Origin of the sequence: Sinomonas gamaensis, from assembly GCF_005876955.1 — a bacterium.
Taxonomy (GTDB): domain Bacteria; phylum Actinomycetota; class Actinomycetes; order Actinomycetales; family Micrococcaceae; genus Sinomonas; species Sinomonas gamaensis.
Window position 1 is genome coordinate 296,684 of record NZ_SSCL01000004.1, and the last position, 19,682, is coordinate 316,365.

Sequence of the window (19,682 nt, forward strand, 5' to 3'; positions counted from 1 at the left end):
AAGTACGGTTGACCAGAAACCGGTTACTCAGTCTCCGCAGCCTACGAGGAGTCCTGGACCAATGGCCCCCAAGAAGTACGCCCTCGCCGGAACCGGCTCGCGGGCGGAAATGTACGTCGATGCCCTGCTCGGCCCGCACGCAGACCTCGGCTCCCTCGTCGCATTCGTGGATACCAACGAGCACCGGATGTCGTACCACGACGCGCGCATCGCCGCCCGTCGTCCCGACGCTCAGCCGACGCGCCACTACAGCCCCGAGCGCCTTGGCGAGATGTTCGACGTCGAGCGCCCGGACGCGCTCATCGTCACAACGCCGGACTACACCCACGCCCACTATGTGACCGCGGCCTTGGACCGCGGCGTCGACGTGATCTGCGAGAAGCCCATGACGACGTCAGTCCAGGGCATCGCGGACATCGTCCGTTCGGCGCGGCGTGTCAAGGAGCAGTCGGGTGCCAACCTCGTCGTCACCTTCAACTACCGCTATTCGCCGCGCAACTCGGTCCTCAAGGACATCATCCAGTCGGGCAAGATCGGCAAGGTCACATCGGTGCACTTCGAGTGGTGCCTCGACACGGTCCACGGTGCCGACTACTTCCGCCGCTGGCACCGCAACAAGGCCAACTCCGGCGGCCTCCTGGTCCACAAGTCGACGCACCACTTCGACCTCGTCAACTGGTGGCTCGGCGACGTCCCCGAAACCGTCTACGCCCAGGGCGGCCTCCGCTTCTACGGCGCCCAGAACGCCGCCGAGCGCGGCCTCGGCGAGCGCCCCGAGCTGAGCCGCGACAACCCGAACCGCAACGACCCCTTCAATCTGGACCTTGAGGCCGACCCGAAGCTGCGCGGCCTCTACCTCGAGGCCGAGGCGGACGACGGCTACCTCCGCGACCGCGACGTCTTCACCGAGGGCATCGACATCGAGGACAACCTGAGCCTCGTGGTCGGCTACCGCGGCGGCGCCTCGATGGCGTACACGCTGGTGGCGCACTCCCCGTGGGAGGGGTACCGCGTCGCGTTCAACGGCACCGAGGGCCGCGTGGAGATCGAGGTCGTCGAGCGCGGCTCGGTGTCCCCGGACAAGCACACGCTCGACCCGTCCGTCGCCGAGGACTCCGAGCGCCCGGACGAGAACGTGCGGCCCGAGGGCCAGCGGATCATCCTCCAGCGCCTGTGGGAGCCGGCCCACGAGGTCCCGATCCCCGAAGGCACGGGCGGGCATGGCGGCGGCGACGCGATGCTGCTCTCTGACGTCTTCCGCGGGCCGGCTAGCGATCCGCTAAGTCGGCAGGCCGGCTACATCGACGGGATCCGGAGCGTCCTCGTCGGCGTCGGCGCGAACGAGTCCCTGCGCACGGGCCAGGCAGTCCGGCTCGCCGACTTCGGCGTCCCGCTCGACGATGCCTGAGGATTGCCGTCCCGGAGCTGTCTGAGCATCTCCGAAGTCCCCAACTTCTTCGCCAACTTCACCAGTTTTCACGGCCTTGAGAGAACGACGACGGCGGAGGTCGCCCGAGATTTCAAGGCTGGCCTTCGCCGTTCTCGCTGAATGATGGGGAGTCCGGCGGAGAATCTGGTGAGATCGGCGAGCGCCTTCAGCGTGCCGGCCCGATGCTCGCCCGAACCTCGAGGCGCGGCGTGACGGTGAGGTCGTGCTCGGGCTCCCGTGCGTTGAGCAGGTCCCACAGCCGCGCCCAGGCCTGCTCCCCGAGCTGCGTCTGGGGGACCGAGGCGGTCGTCAGCGCGGGGGAGGAGAAGCGCGAGAACGGGATGCCGTCGAATCCCGTCACGGAGAGCCGCTCGGGAACGGCGACGCCGGCTTCGTGGAGCGCGCCGAGGAGTCCCAGCGCCACGAGGTCGTTGTAGCACACCGCGGCGGTCGCGCCCGAGGCGAGGACGTCGTCGCGGACTCGGTAGCCGTCCTCGAACATCGCACCGCAGGGGATCCTTGAGACCTCGGGCCCGTCCGCGCCCAGCTGCTCGAGCGCCGCGAGGCGCGCCCGATTGCCGTAGGAGCTCTCAGGCCCCGTGAGGTACGCGATCCGCTCGTGGCCGAGCCGCTGCAGCTCGCCGACGATCCGCCGCACGCCCGCCCCGTAGTCCACGGCGAGGCTCGGGACGCCGTCCACGGGACTCTCGCGGTTGACGAGCACCACCGGCGCAAGCTCGGGCAGAAGGCTGCCGAGGGCGCTCGGATCCATGCGCGGCGAGACGAGGACCAGCGCGTCGCAGCGGCGCCGGGCCTCCCGGGCCAGGATCACCTCTTCGTCGGGGTTCTCGATCGAGTCGGCCACCAGCACCCGGTAGCCCTCCTTGGCCGCTGCGCGCGTGAGGCCCCGGAGGGTCTCCTGGAACATGGGATTGGCGAGGTCAGGCACCACGATCGCGACCGTCTGCGTGCGCCCGATCGCGAGGCTCCGCGCCACGGTGCTCGGCATGTAGTTGAGCTTTGCCGCGGCGTCCCTCACGCGTTGGCCGATCTCCGGGTCTACCGTGGCGAGGCCGTTCATCACGCGCGAGACCGTGGCGCGCGAGACGCCCGCCTCCTCGGCGACGTGCGCGATCGTGACCCGCTGGGCGGGTCTCGTGCTCATCCGGGCCATGAGGACCTCCTCGTCAAAGTCACCGGGATGACGGGTCAGAAATCGCTTTCCCGACTAGACTTCCATGCTATGCCAGCCATCGACCTCCCACTCGCCGAACTGCGTGCGTACCGCGGAAGCAGCCCACTGCCGGCCGACCTCGACGCCTTCTGGTCGGAAACCATCGACGAGGCCCGCAGCCATCCTCTCAGCCCGCGCTTCGATCGGGTGGAGACTCACCTGCCCCTCATCGAGACCTATGACGTCACCTTTGCCGGCTACGGCGGCGACCCGATCAAGGCCTGGCTCCACCTGCCCGCGGCCCAGCCCAGCGCGGCGGCGGGTGGGCAACTCGAGGCGCTTCCCGCCGTCGTGCATTACCTCGGCTACTCCGGCGGACGCGGCCTCCCGCATCAGAACACGATCTGGGCCCAGGCGGGGTACGCGATGCTCGTTATGGACTCGCGCGGCCAGGGGTATGGCGGGCAGCTCGGCGAGACGCCGGATCCGCACCCGAGCGCCGGGGGAGTGAGCTTCCCGGGGCTCATGACTCGGGGCATCCTCGACCGGCGCACCTATTACTTCCGCCGCCTGTTCACTGACGCGCTCCGCGCGATCGAGGCTGTGCAGGCGCATCCGAGGGTGGACGCCTCGCGCGTCGTGGTCCAGGGCGTCTCGCAGGGCGGCGCGCTCTCCGTCGCCGCTGCGGGGCTCGCCGCGGGAAGGGTCGACGGCGTCATCGCCTGCCTGCCCGACGTCAACTTCCTCGCGGACTACTCCCGAGCCCTCGACGTCGCCACGACCGGCCCGTACCCCGAGCTCGAGAACTACCTCAAGCGGCACCGCGGCGAAGTCGAGGCCGCCTTCGCCACACTGCCGTATTTCGACGTCGTCAACCTCGCCCGCGCCGCGCGCGTCCCGGCGTACTTCTCGGTGGCCCTCCGCGACACCACGTGCCCGCCGTCGACCGTGTACGCCACGTACAACAACTACGGCGAGTCCTCCCCGGTGCCCGTCGAGAAGTCCATCGAGGAGTACCCGTTCAACAACCACGAGGGCGGGGGAGAGCACCACGTGGCGCGGCAGCTCGCGTGGATGCGGAAGCTCCTGCCCTGAATGGTGCTTCTCGCCTGTGTGGTGCTTCTCGCCTGAATGTTGCGCCGTCACCTCCGCAGGGTTGGCGCGACGGCTGCGGATCCCGTAAGGTGCTCGCATGATCAAGCGTTGGTATGCGTATTTTGCGTTGGCTCTGGAGGGCCAAGCGTAGATACGCGCATACCAACCTTCAGAGCCGACAGGGCAGGGACTCGGTCCCTGCCCTTCGCCATTCCAGGCAGGCTCTGAACGCGGGGTCTGTCGGAGAGAGACAGGAACCGATGAACCCGCAAGCCCTCGCAGCCCAAGCAGCTCCCGCGCTCCGCAATGCCCGCGTCGCCGAGTTCGCCCCGCTGCCGACCCCGCGCGAGCTCCTCGCCGAGCTCCCGCTCACCGCCGACGCCGAGGCCACCATCGCCCGCAGCCGCGACGAGGTCCGCGCCGTGCTCGACGGCGTCGACGACCGCCTGCTCGTCATCGTCGGCCCCTGCTCCATCCACGATCCCGAGGCGGGCCTCGACTACGCCAGGCGACTCGCCGTCGTCGCCCGCGAGCACCGCGAGGATCTGCTCGTGGTCATGCGCACCTACTTCGAGAAGCCGCGCACCACCGTGGGCTGGAAGGGCCTCATCAACGACCCGCACCTCGACGGCTCGCACGACATCGCCACCGGCCTCCGCGTCGCCCGCCGCGTGCTGCTTGACGTCCTGGGCCTCGGGCTGCCGACCGCCACCGAGTTCCTCGAGCCCATCTCTCCGCAGTACACAGCCGACGCGATTGCCTGGGGCGCGATCGGCGCACGCACCGCGGAGAGCCAGATCCACCGCCAGCTCGTCTCGGGCCTCTCGATGCCGGTCGGCTTCAAGAACGGGACCGACGGCGGCCTCCAGGTCGCGATCGACGCCTGCGGTGCAGCTTCGGCCTCGCAGGCCTTCCTGGGGATTGACGACGACGGCCGCGCCGCCCTCGTCGCGACCTCCGGCAACGCGGACACCCACCTTGTGCTCCGCGGCGGCGGGGCTGGACCGAACTACGACGCCGCTTCCGTCACCGCCGCTTCAGCCACCCTCGCCGGCAAGGGCCTGAATCCGCGCCTCGTTGTCGACGCGAGCCACGCGAATAGCGGCAAGAACCACCACCGCCAAGCCGAAGTCGCCCTCGAACTGGGCGCCAACATCGCGTCCGGTGGCGCGTCCTCGGGAGCGATTGCCGGCGTCATGCTCGAGAGCTTCCTGCTTGGCGGGGCGCAGGCCCTCGACGTCGCAGCGCACGCTGCGGGCAAGGGCCAGCTGGTGTACGGCCAATCCGTCACGGATGCGTGCATGGACTGGGCCGTCACGGAGGACGTGCTCGGCCACCTCGCCGCTGCCGTGCGGAGCCGGAGGATCGCCGCCTGACCTCGGAAAATGCCACTTTCACAAGAGTCCCTCCAGCAACTACAGTAAAAGCAATGCGCAAGTGAGGGCACAACGGCGAGCGAGGAACTGAAGATGGCTGGATCTGGGGAGTTCGCAAACACTCGCTTCCTCACGGTCGCCGAAGTTGCGGCGGTCATGCGGGTCTCCAAGATGACGGTGTACCGGCTCGTGCATTCGGGCGAGATGCCCGCCGTGCGCTTCGGGCGTTCGTATCGCGTGCCCGAGGCTGCGGTCGAGGAGTATGTTCGCCGCGCTGCCGTCGAGGGGCACTCCGAAACAGCGTGACGTCCCGCGTGCTGTATTCTGTTCAGGAACGTTTTACGTCACGTCACCAGCAGTTGGTTGCAGCGGCCTCTGGGCGCCCCGGCCAGCGGCCCGGGACTCCAACTACTGTAAGGATCTTCTGTGGGATCAGTTATCAAGAAGCGCCGCAAGCGCATGGCCAAGAAGAAGCACCGTAAGCTGCTTCGCAAGACTCGTCACCAGCGCCGCAACAAGAAGTAAGCGCGACGCCTCAGAAGAGGCAGGTGAAGTGAGGCCCGTCCCCGATCGTTGGGGCGGGCCTCACTGCCGTTTCGGGTACACCAACCGCCGCCTTCAGCCGTTTCGGGTACGGCTACTGACGCCCTCAGCCGTTTCGGGTGCACCAACTGCGGCCCTCAGCCGTTTCGGGTGCACCGACTGATGCCCTCAGCCGTTTCGGGTGCACCGACTGAGGCCCTCAGCCGTTTCGGGTACGGCTACTGTGCACGATCCCCTAAGACATGCCCTGACCCAGGCGAGTTGGTGCACCCGAGACGGATTTGGGGGTGAGTTGGCGTACCCGGTACGGATTTGGGGCCAGGTGAGTTGGCGTACCCGAGACGGATTTGGGGGGTGAGTTGGCGTACCCGAGACGGGGATGGGGGTTAGCGGCGGAAGCGCGTGTAGCTGCGCCAAAGGCCGTAGATCGCTCCGCCGACGGTGGCGAGCTTGAGGCCGAGCGTCGCGGCGCGTCGACCGGCCCGGAAGTCGTAGATGGGCCAGTTGTGCGCGTTCGCGTGCCGACGCAGCCGGACGTCAGGGTTGATCGCCACGGGATGGCCCACGAGGCTCAGCAGCGGGATGTCGTTGTGCGAGTCCGAGTAGGCCCAACACCTCTTGAGGTCCAGGCCCTCGCGCTCGGCGAGGTCCGCCGCCGCCTCGGCCTTGGCCTTGCCGTGCAGGATCTCGCCCACAAGCCGGCCGGTGTATGCGCCGTTCTCAATCTCGCCCACGGTCCCCAGGGCTCCTGTGAGCCCCAGCCGCTCGGCGATCACGGAGGCGATCTCGATCGGCGTCGCCGTCACGAGCCACACGCGTCGACCCACTCGCAGATGCTGCTCGGCAAGTGCCTTCGCGCCGGGCCAGATCCGGGACTCGATCATCTCGTCGTAGACCTCGTAGCCCACGGTCGCGACGTCCTCGGCGCGGATGCCGGCCGCGAGGGCAAGGGCCGACGCCTGAATCGAATGAACGTCCTCAAGCTTCTCGCCGCGGAGGAGGAAGGTGAACTGCTTCCACGCGAAGCCCGCGGCGTCGCGCAGGGTGAAGGCCTTCCGCTCGTACATCTTGCGGCCCACGTGGAAGATGCTGGCGCCGCGCATGAGGGTGTTGTCCACGTCGAAGAACGCCGCTTCGGCGGGCCGGGCCTGCGGGGCTGGGCGCGCCGGGGCAGACGCGAACTTCTCGGCAGGCATGGTCCGAGTCTAATCACTCGGTGCAGATCGTTCCGCGCCGGTCCTGGTGGGCCACCGCCCCGCGCTACCGTGGAATGGTGCATGCCCCCGAGATCGTTCTGCTGACCCGCCGCGACTGCCATCTCTGCGAAGCGGCCCGCGAAACCGTGGGCCGTGTTGCCGAATCGCTTGGCCTGGAGTGGGCTGAGCAGCTGATTGACGACGACGCTGATCTCGCCGAGCGCTTCGCCGAGGAAGTGCCCGTCGTACTGGTCGATGGCGTCCAGCGGGACTTCTGGAAGATCGACGAGGCTCGTCTGCGGCGGACGGTCGAGGCAGCGGCACGCGGCTGAGCGGCGCGAGGCCGTTTTGGCGGGCGGGCAGGCCAGTTCTAGAGTGAATCGGACCCGGACACGCGGGCGAACAACGGCAGATGCGGGAGGAACGCGGCGATGACGTCTCACGCGAAGATGCCCGACGCCGAGCCCGCCGCCAAGCGCCTGCCGAGTGCCGTCGTCGCCCGCCTGACGATCTACCTCCGAGCGCTCAACGGCTTTGTGGCCGAGGGAGTGGAGAGGGTCTCGTCCGATGAATTGGCGGAGGCGTCCGGCGTGAGTTCCGCCACGCTCCGCAAGGACCTTTCTCAGCTGGGCTCCTACGGGACACGGGGCGTTGGCTACGAAGTGGAGAACCTGCTCCAGCACCTTTCGGCCGCGTTGGGCCTCACCCGCGACTGGCGGGTCGCGATTGTCGGGGCGGGCAACCTCGGCCGCGCCCTGGCCCGCTACGGCGGTTTCGAGACGCGGGGGTTCGAGGTGGTCGCGCTGCTGGACACGGACCCTCAGGTGATCGGGAACGAGGTCGGCTGGCTGCGCGTCACGGACGCCGCCAACCTCGAGGCGATCTTCCGGCGCACGAAGGCGAACATGGCCGTCCTGGCACTGCCCGGCTCGGTGGCTCAGGAGGCGTGCGACCGGGTGGTCGCGGCAGGAGTGCGCAGCATCCTGAGCTTCGCGCCGACCATTCTCCAGGTGCCGCGCGGGGTCACCCTCCGGAAGGTGGACATGGCGACTGAGCTGCAGATCCTCGCCTACCACGCCCAGCGCGGCGAGGCGGGCGGCCATTCCGGTGAGGACGAGCACGGCGAACCCGCGGAGGGCACGACGGCGGACTAGCCTCCGCGGGGATCAGCGAACATAGCCGCCCCGCGCGGCTTTCGCCAGCGAGAAGTACGCGTTCGACGGCGGAAGCCACTCCAGCACGGTGGCCACGATGTACGCCGTGGTCGTCGCGGCGCTCACGATGTAGACCGGGAACGACCGGGCGAGCTCGCCCACCATCTGGGTGCCGAGACCGAGGATGAGCACGGCGCCGAGGAGGACGCTGAGAAGGCTCAAGGCGGCGAACACCGTCTGCAGGATGCGCACCCAGTTGCGGCCGGCGCGGATGCCCAACGCCATGAGGACCCCGACGGCAGCGGCCAGGAGTGCGCCGACCCAGAACGAGGGGACGGCGATGTTCATGATCTGGTCGAGCAGCCCGGGCGGAATCGGCCGCCTGGACTGGACGGTGTACTCCGCCATGACCGCGGTGAATGTGTCCGTGAACACCTGGATCTGGTACGGCACGAGGATCAGCGGGAGCACGGCCGAGGCGACGAGGCACCAGAATGCAGCAGTGACAGTCCGGGGCCTCTGGAACCCCGTCTGGGGCATGCCGGGGAACGTCCCGGTCGGCACTTGGCTCGGCCACGGGCCAGAGTAGTTTTCAGTCATGTGCGTTTCCCCCTTCTGAAGCTGCTACTGCCCGTACGGGTTCCCGAACGACCGCGGAGGCCCGGCATACGGATTGGCGAAAGTGTTGTGGGCGTTGAGGTAGGCCGTGACGCCGGGTCGGAACAGCAGCACGATCGACGCGACTGCGAGGCCGATGGTGATCAGGGCGAACAGCCCGGACACCACGAAGCTGAAGATCGTCAGGGCCAAGAAGACAGTGCCAAGGGTGCGGGCCCATCGGCGTCCGCGCTGCAGGAAGATCGCGCTGACCACCAGGATCGCGGCATTGATGATGGCGCCGACGAAGGCCGCCCACAGGACGGTCACCAGGACGTTGCGGAACTCCTCGAAGCTGATCTGCGTGGGCTGTCCGGCAGTCTGCTCGTTGTAGATGGTGCGGAACGCCGAGAGATTGTTCATGTTGACCGCGAGCCCGAAGATCCCCATGAGCACCTCGACGATCGCCGTGGCGATGATCAGCCAGAACGCCACCGTGACGGCCTTGCGCTGAGCCTCTTGCGGGGGCGCCCAATACCCTGCGGGCTGGCCGTATTGCTGTGCTGGCTGACCATACTGCTGCTGGCCATACTGCGGAGGCTGGCCATACTGCGGAGGCTGGCCATACTGCGGCTGCTGCCCGTACTGCCCGTACTGCGGTGCCTGTCCGTAGTGGGGCTGCTGCCCGTACTGGGGCTGCTGCCCGTACTGCGGAGGCTGGCCATGCTGCGGCTGCTGTCCCGGGGCGTACTCCCCGTAGCGCGGTGCCGGCCTCGGCTGCTTGGGCTCCGGCGGTCCGGGCGGTTGGGCGGAGCCAGAACGTTCCTCGTCGTCGCGCGGCTGATCGGGCTGTGGTGATGAGGTGCTCATGGCTCGTCCTCCAGTCGGCCTGTGGACGGCCAGCATCCGTCCCCGCACTGCTCACATTACCGGGAGGTACCGACATTCGAGAGGAAAAAACAACAGCGCCGATCCGGGATTTCCGGATCGGCGCTGCGAGAGCACTGCGAAGGTGCTGCCAGGTCGAGAGATCAGGCCTGGGGAGCGGTGAACGCGAGGTCGAGCGAGATGACCACCTTGTCGCTCACGAGGACGCCGCCGGTCTCGAGGACCGCGTTCCAGGTGAGTCCGAATTCCTTGCGGGAGATGGTGGTCTCGCCGGAGATGCCGGCACGGGTCACGCCGAACGGATCGACAGCCACGCCGTTGAACTCGGTCTCGATGGTGATCTGCTGGGTGACGCCCTTGATCGTGAGGTTGCCCGTTACGTCGTAGGACTCGCCGTTGTGCTCGATCGCGGTGGAGACGAAGGTCATCTCCGGGTACTCCTCGACGTCGAAGAAGTCCGCGCCCTTGACGTGGCCGTCGCGGTTCGCGTCGCCGGAGTCGAACGAGGCGGTCTTCACGGCGGCTTCGACCTTGGTCTCGGCGAGGCTGTGGCCCACGTTCACGGTCGCGGCGGCTTCGGTGAAGCGTCCGCGGACCTTGCTGATGCCAGCGTGGCGGACGGTGAAGGCGATGTCGCTGTGGGCGATGTCGAGGGTCCAGATGCCGGGGGTGATGCCGGAGGGAACGGTCATGGTGATCTCCTTGGGGGTAATCGTTGATGCGTCAACCAATGCCTCCATGCTATCCATGCAAATGCATGTTCCGCTACCCCCTGTGTCTGACTTCACAGGGAACTCTCGGGAATGACCTGTAGTTCTACTGCTCGTAGAATGAAAGGAATCCGGGGACGTTCCGCTGCTGCCCGACGATTTCCCCGCAGCCTCTCCCATTTGAGAAACTGGATGTCATGCCCTCTTCCACCGTCCATCTGCTGCGCCACGGCGAGGTCCACAATCCGGCCGGTGTGCTGTACGGCCGGCTCCCGGAGTTCCACCTCTCCGAGCGGGGCCGCAAGATGGCGGAGTGCGTCGCCGAATACTTCTCACAGAAGGCGGACGACGGCGCCCGGTTCGTCTATCTCGCGGCCTCACCTCTGACGCGGGCACAGGAGACAGCGGCCCCGACCGCGGCCGCCCTCGGCCTCGAGGTCGAGACCGAGCCGCGCATCATCGAGGCCGAGAACGTCTTCGAGGGTCTGCGCGTGAGCCGGGCCGAGCTCGCGAAGCCGCGCCACTGGCGTTACCTGGTCAACCCGTTCGTCCCGTCATGGGGCGAGCCTTATCAAGCGCAGGCGACCCGAGTCCTGGCTGCCGTGGCCGATGCGGCGAGGACCGCCGTCGACCGCGGCGGGGACGGGGCCCAGGCAATTCTGGTGGGCCACCAGCTCCCCATCTGGGTGACCCGGCTCAAGGTCCAGAATCGCGCCCTGTGGCACGACCCGCGGATGCGCGAATGCACTCTCGCCTCCGTCACGAGCCTCACCGTCGACGCCGCGAGCGGCACGGTCGTCTCGCTCCGCTACGCCGAGCCCGCCGCCGCCCTCCTGCCGGGCGCGGCGACAACCCCGGGGGCGTGAATGGCCAGCTCTGACCCCACCCGTCGTCGCTTCCTCTCGCTCGCCGCGGGCCTCCCTGCGGCAGCCGTGGCCGCCGCGGTCTTAGCCGGCTGCGCCTCCAACGATCCCCTCGCCGCCCAGGCCCGTGCGGGGGACAACAAGAACTACGTCGCCGGCGATGGCTCGGTCACCGAGTACGCGAAGGACCAGCGCAAGCCCCCGGTCGCGTTCACCGGCACCTTGTACGACGGCACGAAGGTCGACTCGGCGAGCTTCGCGGGGCACGTGACGGTCCTGAACTTCTGGTTCGCTGCCTGCGCTCCATGTCGGGTCGAGGCCCCGAGCCTCAAGGCCCTGCACGACGAGTTCGCCTCCCAGGGCGTGGGCTTCTATGGCGTGAACCTCAGGGACGAACAGGGCACGGCGCAGGCGTTCGAGCAGAACTTCGGCATCACGTACCCGAGCTTCAATGACCAGGATGGCAAAGTCCTGCTCGCCGTGTCCGGGATGGTGCCGCCCGGCGCCGTCCCCACGACCCTCGTCCTGGACAAACAGGGGCGGGTCTCCGCACGCATCCTCGGGGAGCTCGACAAGGGCACCCTCAAGGCGCTCATCCAATCCGCGGCGGCCGAGTAGCGTGGGCGGGAACAGCTTCAGCGATGCCGTTCTGAACGGCTCCCTCCTCCTGGCGGTGCCCGTGGCGCTCCTTGCGGGCGTCGTCTCCTTCGTCTCGCCGTGCGTCCTTCCGCTCGTCCCTGGATACCTCGGCTATGTCACAGGCCTGACGGGCGTGGACCTCGAGAAGCAGAAGCGCGGCCGCATGGTGGCGGGAATCGGGCTGTTCGTGCTCGGCTTCACGGTCGTGTTCGTGGCGACCGGGGCGGTGTTCGGCCAGCTCGGCTCGTGGCTCGCCACGTCGCAGGTGTGGCTGACGCGCGTGCTGGGGATCGTCGTCGTCCTCATGGGCATCGTGTTCATGGGCGGCCTGGGGATCTTCCAGCGCGAGGCGCGCGTCCACGCGAAGCCGCCCGCCGGCCTCTGGGGTGCGCCTCTGCTCGGGGTGACGTTCGGCCTCGGCTGGGTTCCGTGCATCGGCCCGACCCTCGCCTCGGTCCAGCTGCTGGCCTTCACGGACGGCCCGAGCGCGTACAAGGGCGCGTTCTTGACCTTTGTCTACTGCCTCGGGCTGGGCGTGCCGTTCCTCCTGATCGCTCTTGCGTTCCGACGTGGCATGGGCGCGCTCAAATTCTTCAAGAAGCACCGCAGGGCTCTGCAGGCCTTCGGCGGGGGCATGCTGATCCTCATCGGCGTGCTCATCGTCTCGGGCGTCTGGAGCCATTGGATTTCGCAGCTGCAGCTGTGGATCGGAACCGTGAGGCCGCCCATCTGATGAGCCTGAAGACCCAGAACTCGAAGACGCCCAAGAAGCCCAAGAAGCAGCGGACGCGGAACGACGTCGCCCTCCCCGTCCTCGGCTTCCTCGGCATGCTGCGCTGGGCCTGGACGCAGCTGACGAGCATGAAGACCGCGCTCTTCCTGCTCCTCCTGCTCGCCGTCGCAGCCGTGCCCGGCTCGCTGTTCAAACAGCGCCCGGTCGACCCGGCCGCCGTCACTCAATACCTCAAGGACCATCCGGACTACGGGCCGATCCTCGACAAGCTCCAGATGTTCGACGTCTATTCGTCCGTCTGGTTCTCGGCGATCTACCTCCTGCTGTTCATCTCCCTGATCGGCTGCGTCATACCGCGGGCCATCGCGCACTGGAAGGCCTGGCGCTCGAAGCCGCCCCGCACGCCGGCGCGTCTCTCGCGGCTGCCGGTCTACGGCACGCTCGTGGTCCCTGCTGAGGAGGGGCTCGGCGCCGAGGAGGCGTCGAAGCAGGCCGCCGGCGTCCTCAAGAAGCGCGGCTACCGCGTTGACTTGCGTCCGGGAGGCGAGAAGGCCGCGCTCGCCTCGATCGGGGCCGAGCGAGGCTACCTGCGCGAGCTCGGAAATCTGTGCTTCCACAGCGGGCTGGTGGGCGTGCTCGTCTCGGTCGCGATCGGAGGGCTCTTCGGCTACAGCGGCCAGCGCACCCTTGTGGAGGGGGAGACATTCGTCAACACCCTCGTGGGCTACGACCAGTTCAACCCGGGCACCGACTTCCAGTCGTCCTGGCTCCAGCCGTACTCGATCCAGCTCGACAAGTTCGACGTCCGCTACGACCGGGAGTCGCCCGGTCACTTCGGCCAGCCGCTCGACTTCACGGCGTCGCTCACCACGAAGGACTCCCCGGGGTCGGAGGCGAAGCAGCAGACGCTCAAAGTCAACGACCCGGTCAACGTCGGTGGGACGAGTGTCTACCTCGTGGGCAACGGCTACGCGCCCGTCGTCACGGTCCGCGGAGGCGACGGCAAGATCGCGTTCCAAGGTCCGATCCCCTCGCTCCCCACGGACTCGGTCTACACCTCGACTCTGGTCATCAAGGCCCCCGACGCGAAGCCGGCCCAGCTCGGCTTCGTCGGATTCTTCCTCCCGGCGTCGGTCAAGGATTCCAGCGGAGTGGCCTACAGTGCCGACCCGGACCCTCTCAACCCCGAGCTCAACCTCAACTCCTACGTGGGGGACCTCGGCCTCGACAAGGGCGCGCCGCAGAACGTCTTCGCACTGGACGTCTCCAAGCTCACCCAGGTCAATGGCCGGGACAAGCCCGCGGGCGGCATCGTGCTCGACGCCGGGCAGACCTACACCCTGCCGAACGGTCAAGGCTCCATCAGCTTCGACGGGCTCAAGCGGTATGTGGCGCTGGACATCCACCACAACCCCGGTCAGGTGTGGGCACTTGGCTTCGGGGTGTTCTCGCTGGCCGGCCTCATCGCCTCGCTCTTCGTCCCGCGCCGGCGCCTCTGGCTGCGGTTCGGCGACCACGAGGACGGCCGCACCATGATCGAATACGGGCTCCTGGCCCGCGGCGAGGACCACGGTCTCGCTGCGGAGGGCAGGGCCATCCATTCCGCCCTTTCGAAGGTCTGGGGGCTCGAGGCGGAGAATAGGACACAGTCAACCTCAGGGAAGGGCTCGTGATGCTCCCCATCAACCAGACGCTCGGCGAGTACAGCGAGCTCTTCATGCTGCTCGCCGCCGGAACGTACGTCGTCGCGTTCCTCGCCTTCGCATGGGACATGGCGACGAGCGGCAAGACCGCCCAGCGCGACGCCTCCCTCCTGGCGGAGAAGCAGAAAGTCCCTGCGATGGCAGGTGCGGACGACGGCGGCAGCCGGGTTCCGCCGTCGTCCTCCTCGCACTCCGCGACCTCGCGCGCTGCAAGGGTCTCCGAGGTGGCCGACTCCAGCCTCGCCTACACCACGCGCCGGGCCGCCGCCCGCGTGGGCGTGGCGCTCAGCATCCTGGGCCTCCTGATCCACGCCGCGGGCGTGGTCACGCGAGGCGTCGCAGCGGGCCGCGTGCCCTGGGGCAACATGTACGAGTTCTGCACGACCGGTGCGTTCCTCGTGGTAGCCGTCTTCCTCATCACCCTCATCAAGCGCGATCTGCGCTTCCTCGGCACGTTCGTGCTGGGCCTCGCGGTCGTCATGATGGTGGCCGCCGCGGTAGCCTTCTGGACCCCGGTCGGGCACCTCGTGCCCGCGCTGCAGAGCTACTGGCTGGTGATCCACGTGTCGATCGCCGTGCTCTCCTCGGCCCTCTTCACGCTCACGTTCTCGATGGGCGTCCTCCAGCTCATCCAGTCGCGGCGCGAGGCGAAGATCGCGGCAGGCGGCGAGGACCGCGGGGGCTTCCTGCGGCTCGTCCCCAGCGCGCTGACGCTCGAGACGCTCAGCTACCGGATCAACACGATCGCGTTCGTCGGCTGGACCCTTACCGTCATGTTCGGCTCGATCTGGGCCGAGAAGGCGTGGGGCCGCTTCTGGGGCTGGGACCCGAAGGAAGTGTGGAGCTTCGTGATCTGGGTCGTGTACGCGGCGTACCTCCACGCCCGCGCGACGCGCGGCTGGACAGGTACGCGCGCGGCGTGGCTGTCCATCGTGGGGTACGCGTGCGTGATCGTCAACTTCACGGTTGTGAACGTCTACTTCTCGGGCCTGCACTCGTACGCGGGGCTCCCGACCTAGGGGCCCGGCCTTTGGCATAGGGGCCACCGGTTGCGCCGTCAGCTTTGCAGGGTGTGCCGCCGTCGTCCCCAGCTTTGAGGACGACGACGGCGGGACTCGCCGGCGCGTTCGGGAGACTCGCCGTGGGTTGAAGCCTGAAGCTGGGGACGAAGGCAGGAGGGCCCGGGCACCCACGACCCTGCGGACGTGACGGCGCAACGGTGAAGAAGTCAGAGCCCGTGGAGGAAATCGGGGTCGTCGTCCGGTGCCATCGGGCGCCGCCCCCGAGGGCCGGCGCCGGATGACGGCGGAGCGGAGCGCCGCGGGCGCCCGAAGATGAACCACAGTGCCGTGCCGACGGCGGGCAGAACGGTGATGAAGAACCAGGCCGTCTTGGACAGTCCGCCGCGGACGGCCGAGCGGTCGGCCATCGCGCAGTCAACCATCGCGTACAGCCATGCGGCCAGAATGGCGATAACGGGCAGAAGGCGGGCCATGAGCCTATTTTAGTAAACTTGGCTAGTGGCGTTTCTCAAATATTCCCTCGTCCGAGCTGCACTCTTCGTGGTGCCGTTCGTCATCTTCCTGCTGCTCGGGATCGGGGGAGTGCTTTCGGCCGTGTACGCCGTGATCATCGGCTTCGCGGTCAGCTTCCTCTTCTTGGGCCGCCAGCGGAACGCGGCGGCGACCGAAGTCGGCGATGTGTTCGGCGGCCGGAAGAAGGTGCGCACCTCGCGTGAGGAGGAGGACGCCGAGGCCGAGGACGCGATCGACGAGGCCCGGCGCCGCGAGGACGACGACGAGCAGCGCCCCGAGGCTTCCTGAACCGGCGCCCTACCGCCGCCCCAACACCTCGGCGATCGCGAACAGCACCGCGAACCCGAGGTTGAGGAACCCGGTCTGCTGGAGCACTGGAATGAGCGCGGGCCCGCCGGCCCCGGACAGCATGATGCGTGACGGCACCACCGCGGCCGGCACCAGCACGAGCACGAGCAGCATCCACGGGTTCGCCGGCGTGAGCAGCAGGGCCGCGACGACCGCGACGGCGAGCATCGCCGGGTACGAAGCCCGGGCGGCGCGATCCCCGAGCCGCACCGCAAGAGTGCGCTTGCCGGCGACGCGGTCGGTCGGGATATCGCGGACGTTGTTGGCCATGAGCAGCGCAACCGCGATGAGCCCGGTCGCGACGGCCCCGGCCCAGGCCGGCGCGCTGAGCGCGAGGGCTTGGGTGTACGTCGTCCCCAGCGTGGCCACGAGGCCGAAGAACACGAACACGAACACGTCCCCGAGGCCGAGGTACCCGTAGGGCCGCTTGCCGCCGGTGTAGCCCCAGGCTGCGAGCACGCAGAGCACGCCGACGAGGATGAGCCACCACGTTCCCGAGAGCGCCACAAGCACGAGTCCGAACAGTGCTGCGACGCCGAAGGAGAGGAACGCTGCCCGCTTGACCGCACGGGGGGTGGCCGCGCCGCCGCCGACGAGGCGGAAGGGGCCAACGCGGTTGTCGTCGGTCCCGCGGATCCCGTCGGAGTAGTCGTTCGCGTAGTTCACGCCGACCTGCAGCATGACCGAGACCAGGGCGGCGAGGACGGCGTTGAGCGGCTTGAAGCTGCCGAGCCCATAAGCGGCGGCGGTGCCGACGATCACGGGCGCAACGGCCATGGGCAGGGTCCGGGGCCGGGCGCCCTGAACCCACTGTGCGAGAGATGCCAAGAGGTTTTCCTGCGGGTGGGTGATGGATGGACTAGGTCGTCTGCGGGCGGCGGCCGGCGGCGTGTGCCCGCGCGAGGGCCTCGCCGAGCATCTGCCGGTCGGGCTTCCCGTTGGGAAGCAGCGGCAGCGTCTCGAGGATGAGCCAGGTCTTGGGGGCGAGCTTGCCGAGGCGGTCGACGGCGGAGGCCCGCACCGTGGTGAGAGCGATTTCGCGCCCGGCGGGAGTGCTCACGTCGCCGGGGCCGTTGAGGACGACGGCGGCAGCGAGCGCCTGCCCCCACTCGGCGTCGCGCACGCCGGATACGAAGGCCTCGCGCACGCCGTCGATCGCCTCGAGTTGGGCAGCAACCTTCGCGGTGGACGCTTTGACGCCGCCGGTGACCACGACGTCGTCGGTCCGGCCCAAGACACGAAGCCTCCCTTCGCCGTCGAACTCACCGATGTCGGACGTGACGTACCAGCGCACGCCGTCCTCCTCGAGGAAGTGCTGGGCCGTGCGCTCGGAGTCGCCGACGTATCCCGCGGCGACCACGGGGCCCCCGAGGTGGATCCGCCCGTCCTCGGCGATGCGCACCGACACCCCTTCGAGCGGGAAGCCGTTGTACACGCAGCCGCCGCAGGTTTCGGCGGAGCCGTACGTGGTCACGACCTTGACCCCGGCCTCGGCGGCCCGGTCCAGGAGGCCCGGCGGAATGGGCGCGCCCCCGATGAGGACCGCGTCGAAGCGCCGCAGGACCTTCGCGAGCCGCGGTGACGGGTCCTCGAGCAGCCTGCGCAGCTGGGTCGGGACGAGCGAGGTGAGCCGGAACGGATCGGTCATCTCCTCGGCGGCTTCCGCAAAGCGCTCGGGGGTGAAGCCGTCTGTGAGGTCCATTTCGACCGGCCGCGTGCCCGCGTAGAGGGACCGGACCAGGACCTGGACGCCCGCTACGTAGTCGAGCGGGAGCGCGAGGAGCCATTGCCCTTCGCCGCGGAGATTGAAGGCGGTGCTCATCGATGAGGCCGCGAGCGCGTCCACCGTGAGCGCCGTCGCCTTCGGAATCCCGGTGGACCCCGAGGTACGCACGACGACGGCCGTGCCCGGAGGCAGGGCGGCGACCGCCGTCGTCGGACGCCAGAGCCGCCACGAGCCTTGCTGCGGCCCGCTGCCGCTCGGGCCGAACTCGACGGCGGGACCTTCGCCGGCGAGGGCTGCGGCGAGGGCCTTGAGGACGGGATCCAGACTCATGCGGGGTTCCTCAGCAGCTCAGTAGTAGTACGGGAACGGGGACCAGTCGGGGTCGCGCTTCTGGAGGAACGCGTCGCGGCCCTCGACGGCCTCGTCGGTCATGTAGGCGAGGCGGGTCGCCTCGCCGGCGAAGACCTGCTGCCCGGCGAGGCCGTCGTCGGCCAAGTTGAACGCGAACTTGAGCATGCGGATGGCCTGGGGGGACTGGCGGGCGATGTCCTCGGCGTACTCGAGCGCGACCTCCTCGAGCCGCGCATGGTCGACGGCCTCGTTGACCGCCCCCATGGCCACCATGTCCTCGGCCGTGTACTCGCGGGCCAGGAAGAAGATCTCGCGCGCACGCTTCTGGCCGATCTGGCGGGCCAGGAGCACAGAGCCGTAGCCGGCGTCGAACGAGCCCACCGTTGCGTCGGTCTGCTTGAACCGTCCGTGCTCGCGCGAGGCGATCGTGAGGTCTGCCACGACGTGCAGCGAGTGGCCGCCGCCCGCGGCCCACCCGTTGACGACGGCGATGACCACCTTGGGCATGGTGCGGATGAGCCGCTGGACCTCGAGGATGTGGAGCCGGCCGGCCCGTGCGGGATCAATGGTTTCGGCGGTGTCTCCAGAGGCGTACTTGTACCCCTCGCGCCCGCGGATCCGCTGGTCCCCGCCGGAGCAGAACGCGTGGCCGCCGTCCTTGGGCGAGGGGCCATTGCCTGTGAGGAGCACCGTTGCGACGTCGGGTGTCATGCGGGCGTGGTCGAGTGCCCGGTAGAGCTCGTCCACGGTGCCGGGGCGGAACGCGTTGCGGACCTCGGGGCGGTCGAACGCGATGCGGACGGCAGGGAGATCCCGCACGACCGCGCCGTCGGCGTCCCTCTCCACCTGCCGGTGGTACGTGATGTCCTCGAACCCGAAGCCCTCGACGGCACGCCAGCGGTTCGGGTCGAAGACGTCGGAGACTTTCTCGGGCAGAACGGGTGCGGGGGAGGAGGTCACGCCTGAAAGTCTAGTCTCGGGGTGCGACCCCTCCGTCGCCGTCCAGGGCAGCGCTCATGAAATGCAGAACTCGTTCCCCTCCGGGTCGGCCATCGTGTACCAGGAATGCGGTCCCTCGGCCGCCTCCCACAGGAACGTCGCGCCGCGCGCCTCGAGCTTGGCACGGACGACGTCCTTGTCATCCCCGTCGAGCCGGACGTCCCAGTGCACGCGGTTCTTGACCGACTTCGCCTCCGGCACCGTCTGGAACAGGATGCGGCGCCGGTCCTTGCGGCCGAGCTCGTCCTCGGGGGCGATCGCCGCGGCGGTGGCCCACACGAGCGTGCCATTCCACGTCGTCGTCTCCTCTTCCGTCGCGTAGCCCTCGGCGATCATGCGGCGGATGAAGTCCTCGTCGCTCGGTTCCACCGCCCAGCCGAGCGTCTCGGCCCACCAATCCGCCTGAGCGTGCGGGTTCTGCGAATCCACGACAACCTGAATCCTGTATGCCATGGGTCAACGCTAGGCGGGAGCGGCCCCAGCGGGAAGGGACAAGCGGACAGCCTCGTTCCGCAGCACCGCAAGGATCGGAGCACCTTGACACGCACCTCCGGCTCCCGGCACCCTTGACCACATGGTCCGCTGATCGCTTCCCACTCCCACTCCGCCTGGGCAGGAGTCTG

General features: G+C 68.5%; 23 protein-coding genes. 13 read left to right on the forward strand and 10 right to left on the reverse strand.

The window, feature by feature from the left end; genetic code table 11:
• The first annotated feature begins 61 nt into the window (after positions 1 to 61).
• A complete protein-coding gene (locus E5679_RS08210; protein ID WP_138414608.1) occupies positions 62 to 1,408 on the forward strand; it encodes a Gfo/Idh/MocA family protein in 1,347 nt (448 codons plus the stop codon).
• A 187-nt stretch (positions 1,409 to 1,595) separates the two neighbouring features.
• Here the strand turns inward: E5679_RS08210 and E5679_RS08215 are convergent, their stop codons facing one another.
• Positions 1,596 to 2,603 carry a LacI family DNA-binding transcriptional regulator gene (locus E5679_RS08215; RefSeq protein ID WP_138414610.1) on the reverse strand — a complete coding sequence of 336 codons (1,008 nt, stop codon included), beginning with the start codon at positions 2,601 to 2,603 and terminating at the stop codon, positions 1,596 to 1,598.
• Positions 2,604 to 2,672: 69 nt separating this feature from the next.
• Here E5679_RS08215 and E5679_RS08220 point away from each other — a divergent pair, with 69 nt between their 5' ends.
• The 4 genes from E5679_RS08220 to E5679_RS08235 all read left to right on the forward strand — a co-directional run bounded on the left by E5679_RS08220 (position 2,673) and on the right by E5679_RS08235 (position 5,599).
• On the forward strand, positions 2,673 to 3,698 hold the full coding sequence (locus E5679_RS08220; protein ID WP_138414612.1) for an acetylxylan esterase: 1,026 nt from the start codon (positions 2,673 to 2,675) through the stop codon (positions 3,696 to 3,698).
• A 260-nt stretch (positions 3,699 to 3,958) separates the two neighbouring features.
• Positions 3,959 to 5,074, forward strand: a complete 1,116-nt coding sequence (locus E5679_RS08225; RefSeq protein WP_138414614.1) for a 3-deoxy-7-phosphoheptulonate synthase — start codon at positions 3,959 to 3,961, stop codon at positions 5,072 to 5,074.
• A 93-nt stretch (positions 5,075 to 5,167) separates the two neighbouring features.
• Positions 5,168 to 5,380 (forward strand): helix-turn-helix domain-containing protein, encoded by a 213-nt coding sequence (locus E5679_RS08230; RefSeq protein ID WP_138414616.1) that lies wholly within the window; start codon positions 5,168 to 5,170, stop codon positions 5,378 to 5,380.
• Positions 5,381 to 5,500: 120 nt separating this feature from the next.
• Entirely contained in the window at positions 5,501 to 5,599 is a 99-nt protein-coding gene (locus tag E5679_RS08235) for a 30S ribosomal protein bS22 (protein ID WP_003792170.1), read from the forward strand.
• Between the two features lie 404 nt (positions 5,600 to 6,003).
• On the opposite strand, the gene E5679_RS08240 is transcribed toward E5679_RS08235, so the two are convergent.
• Positions 6,004 to 6,813 carry an HAD family hydrolase gene (locus E5679_RS08240; RefSeq protein WP_138414618.1) on the reverse strand — a complete coding sequence of 270 codons (810 nt, stop codon included), beginning with the start codon at positions 6,811 to 6,813 and terminating at the stop codon, positions 6,004 to 6,006.
• Between the two features lie 74 nt (positions 6,814 to 6,887).
• On the opposite strand from E5679_RS08240, the gene E5679_RS08245 reads away from it, so the two are divergent.
• Positions 6,888 to 7,145 carry a glutaredoxin family protein gene (locus tag E5679_RS08245; RefSeq protein WP_420821065.1) on the forward strand — a complete coding sequence of 86 codons (258 nt, stop codon included), beginning with the start codon at positions 6,888 to 6,890 and terminating at the stop codon, positions 7,143 to 7,145.
• A 99-nt stretch (positions 7,146 to 7,244) separates the two neighbouring features.
• On the forward strand, positions 7,245 to 7,967 hold the full coding sequence (locus E5679_RS08250) for a redox-sensing transcriptional repressor Rex (RefSeq protein WP_138414620.1): 723 nt from the start codon (positions 7,245 to 7,247) through the stop codon (positions 7,965 to 7,967).
• Positions 7,968 to 7,979: 12 nt separating this feature from the next.
• On the opposite strand, the gene E5679_RS08255 is transcribed toward E5679_RS08250, so the two are convergent.
• The 3 genes from E5679_RS08255 to E5679_RS08265 all read right to left on the reverse strand — a co-directional run bounded on the left by E5679_RS08255 (position 7,980) and on the right by E5679_RS08265 (position 10,144).
• Entirely contained in the window at positions 7,980 to 8,567 is a 588-nt protein-coding gene (locus E5679_RS08255) for a hypothetical protein (protein WP_138414622.1), read from the reverse strand.
• A gap of 24 nt (positions 8,568 to 8,591) precedes the next feature.
• Complete coding sequence (locus E5679_RS08260; protein ID WP_138414624.1) at positions 8,592 to 9,434, reverse strand: hypothetical protein; 843 nt, start codon at positions 9,432 to 9,434, stop codon at positions 8,592 to 8,594.
• Between the two features lie 161 nt (positions 9,435 to 9,595).
• Complete coding sequence (locus E5679_RS08265) at positions 9,596 to 10,144, reverse strand: YceI family protein (RefSeq protein ID WP_138414626.1); 549 nt, start codon at positions 10,142 to 10,144, stop codon at positions 9,596 to 9,598.
• A 215-nt stretch (positions 10,145 to 10,359) separates the two neighbouring features.
• Here E5679_RS08265 and E5679_RS08270 point away from each other — a divergent pair, with 215 nt between their 5' ends.
• From E5679_RS08270 to ccsB, 5 genes are read left to right on the forward strand one after another with little or no spacing between them, the layout of a single operon-like run.
• A complete protein-coding gene (locus E5679_RS08270; RefSeq protein WP_138414628.1) occupies positions 10,360 to 11,028 on the forward strand; it encodes a histidine phosphatase family protein in 669 nt (222 codons plus the stop codon).
• Complete coding sequence (locus E5679_RS08275; protein ID WP_138414630.1) at positions 11,029 to 11,643, forward strand: TlpA family protein disulfide reductase; 615 nt, start codon at positions 11,029 to 11,031, stop codon at positions 11,641 to 11,643.
• Between the two features lies 1 nt (position 11,644).
• A complete protein-coding gene (locus E5679_RS08280; RefSeq protein ID WP_138414632.1) occupies positions 11,645 to 12,397 on the forward strand; it encodes a cytochrome c biogenesis CcdA family protein in 753 nt (250 codons plus the stop codon).
• Positions 12,397 to 14,070: a cytochrome c biogenesis protein ResB gene (gene resB / locus E5679_RS08285; RefSeq protein ID WP_138414634.1), complete on the forward strand. Its 1,674-nt coding sequence runs from the start codon at positions 12,397 to 12,399 to the stop codon at positions 14,068 to 14,070. Before E5679_RS08280 ends, resB begins: the two co-directional genes overlap by 1 nt.
• The gene (gene ccsB, locus E5679_RS08290; protein ID WP_138414750.1) at positions 14,070 to 15,119 is read left to right on the forward strand and encodes a c-type cytochrome biogenesis protein CcsB; all 1,050 of its coding nucleotides are present in this window, start codon (positions 14,070 to 14,072) and stop codon (positions 15,117 to 15,119) included. The genes resB and ccsB overlap by 1 nt, the downstream gene beginning before the upstream one ends.
• Positions 15,120 to 15,328: 209 nt before the next feature.
• On the opposite strand, the gene E5679_RS08295 is transcribed toward ccsB, so the two are convergent.
• Complete coding sequence (locus E5679_RS08295; RefSeq protein ID WP_138414636.1) at positions 15,329 to 15,595, reverse strand: PLD nuclease N-terminal domain-containing protein; 267 nt, start codon at positions 15,593 to 15,595, stop codon at positions 15,329 to 15,331.
• A 25-nt stretch (positions 15,596 to 15,620) separates the two neighbouring features.
• On the opposite strand from E5679_RS08295, the gene E5679_RS08300 reads away from it, so the two are divergent.
• Positions 15,621 to 15,923 carry a DUF4229 domain-containing protein gene (locus E5679_RS08300; RefSeq protein ID WP_138414638.1) on the forward strand — a complete coding sequence of 101 codons (303 nt, stop codon included), beginning with the start codon at positions 15,621 to 15,623 and terminating at the stop codon, positions 15,921 to 15,923.
• Positions 15,924 to 15,932: 9 nt separating this feature from the next.
• Here E5679_RS08300 and E5679_RS08305 read toward each other — a convergent pair whose 3' ends face one another.
• The 4 genes from E5679_RS08305 to E5679_RS08320 are packed head-to-tail and all read right to left on the reverse strand — an operon-like array spanning position 15,933 to position 19,512.
• A complete protein-coding gene (locus tag E5679_RS08305; protein WP_138414640.1) occupies positions 15,933 to 16,811 on the reverse strand; it encodes a 1,4-dihydroxy-2-naphthoate polyprenyltransferase in 879 nt (292 codons plus the stop codon).
• 31 nt (positions 16,812 to 16,842) lie between these two features.
• Positions 16,843 to 18,039: an AMP-binding protein gene (locus E5679_RS08310; RefSeq protein WP_138414642.1), complete on the reverse strand. Its 1,197-nt coding sequence runs from the start codon at positions 18,037 to 18,039 to the stop codon at positions 16,843 to 16,845.
• 18 nt (positions 18,040 to 18,057) lie between these two features.
• Positions 18,058 to 19,020, reverse strand: a complete 963-nt coding sequence (locus E5679_RS08315; protein WP_171042292.1) for a 1,4-dihydroxy-2-naphthoyl-CoA synthase — start codon at positions 19,018 to 19,020, stop codon at positions 18,058 to 18,060.
• 54 nt (positions 19,021 to 19,074) lie between these two features.
• Positions 19,075 to 19,512 carry a VOC family protein gene (locus E5679_RS08320; RefSeq protein WP_138414644.1) on the reverse strand — a complete coding sequence of 146 codons (438 nt, stop codon included), beginning with the start codon at positions 19,510 to 19,512 and terminating at the stop codon, positions 19,075 to 19,077.
• Between the last annotated feature and the right edge of the window lie 170 nt (positions 19,513 to 19,682).

What these genes read in the sequence shown, in the direction of transcription:
- E5679_RS08215 (WP_138414610.1), bottom strand. Translation starts at nt 2,603, where the DNA reads ATGGCCCGGATGAGCACGAGACCCGCCCAGCGGGTCACGATCGCGCAC.
- E5679_RS08275 (WP_138414630.1), top strand. Translation starts at nt 11,029, where the DNA reads ATGGCCAGCTCTGACCCCACCCGTCGTCGCTTCCTCTCGCTCGCCGCG.
- E5679_RS08250 (WP_138414620.1), top strand. Translation starts at nt 7,245, where the DNA reads ATGACGTCTCACGCGAAGATGCCCGACGCCGAGCCCGCCGCCAAGCGC.
- resB (WP_138414634.1), top strand. Translation starts at nt 12,397, where the DNA reads ATGAGCCTGAAGACCCAGAACTCGAAGACGCCCAAGAAGCCCAAGAAG.
- E5679_RS08210 (WP_138414608.1), top strand. Translation starts at nt 62, where the DNA reads ATGGCCCCCAAGAAGTACGCCCTCGCCGGAACCGGCTCGCGGGCGGAA.
- ccsB (WP_138414750.1), top strand. Translation starts at nt 14,070, where the DNA reads ATGCTCCCCATCAACCAGACGCTCGGCGAGTACAGCGAGCTCTTCATG.
- E5679_RS08270 (WP_138414628.1), top strand. Translation starts at nt 10,360, where the DNA reads ATGCCCTCTTCCACCGTCCATCTGCTGCGCCACGGCGAGGTCCACAAT.
- E5679_RS08240 (WP_138414618.1), bottom strand. Translation starts at nt 6,813, where the DNA reads ATGCCTGCCGAGAAGTTCGCGTCTGCCCCGGCGCGCCCAGCCCCGCAG.
- E5679_RS08255 (WP_138414622.1), bottom strand. Translation starts at nt 8,567, where the DNA reads ATGACTGAAAACTACTCTGGCCCGTGGCCGAGCCAAGTGCCGACCGGG.
- E5679_RS08245 (WP_420821065.1), top strand. Translation starts at nt 6,888, where the DNA reads ATGGTGCATGCCCCCGAGATCGTTCTGCTGACCCGCCGCGACTGCCAT.
- E5679_RS08225 (WP_138414614.1), top strand. Translation starts at nt 3,959, where the DNA reads ATGAACCCGCAAGCCCTCGCAGCCCAAGCAGCTCCCGCGCTCCGCAAT.
- E5679_RS08260 (WP_138414624.1), bottom strand. Translation starts at nt 9,434, where the DNA reads ATGAGCACCTCATCACCACAGCCCGATCAGCCGCGCGACGACGAGGAA.
- E5679_RS08320 (WP_138414644.1), bottom strand. Translation starts at nt 19,512, where the DNA reads ATGGCATACAGGATTCAGGTTGTCGTGGATTCGCAGAACCCGCACGCT.
- E5679_RS08220 (WP_138414612.1), top strand. Translation starts at nt 2,673, where the DNA reads ATGCCAGCCATCGACCTCCCACTCGCCGAACTGCGTGCGTACCGCGGA.
- E5679_RS08265 (WP_138414626.1), bottom strand. Translation starts at nt 10,144, where the DNA reads ATGACCGTTCCCTCCGGCATCACCCCCGGCATCTGGACCCTCGACATC.
- E5679_RS08310 (WP_138414642.1), bottom strand. Translation starts at nt 18,039, where the DNA reads ATGAGTCTGGATCCCGTCCTCAAGGCCCTCGCCGCAGCCCTCGCCGGC.
- E5679_RS08295 (WP_138414636.1), bottom strand. Translation starts at nt 15,595, where the DNA reads ATGGCCCGCCTTCTGCCCGTTATCGCCATTCTGGCCGCATGGCTGTAC.
- E5679_RS08230 (WP_138414616.1), top strand. Translation starts at nt 5,168, where the DNA reads ATGGCTGGATCTGGGGAGTTCGCAAACACTCGCTTCCTCACGGTCGCC.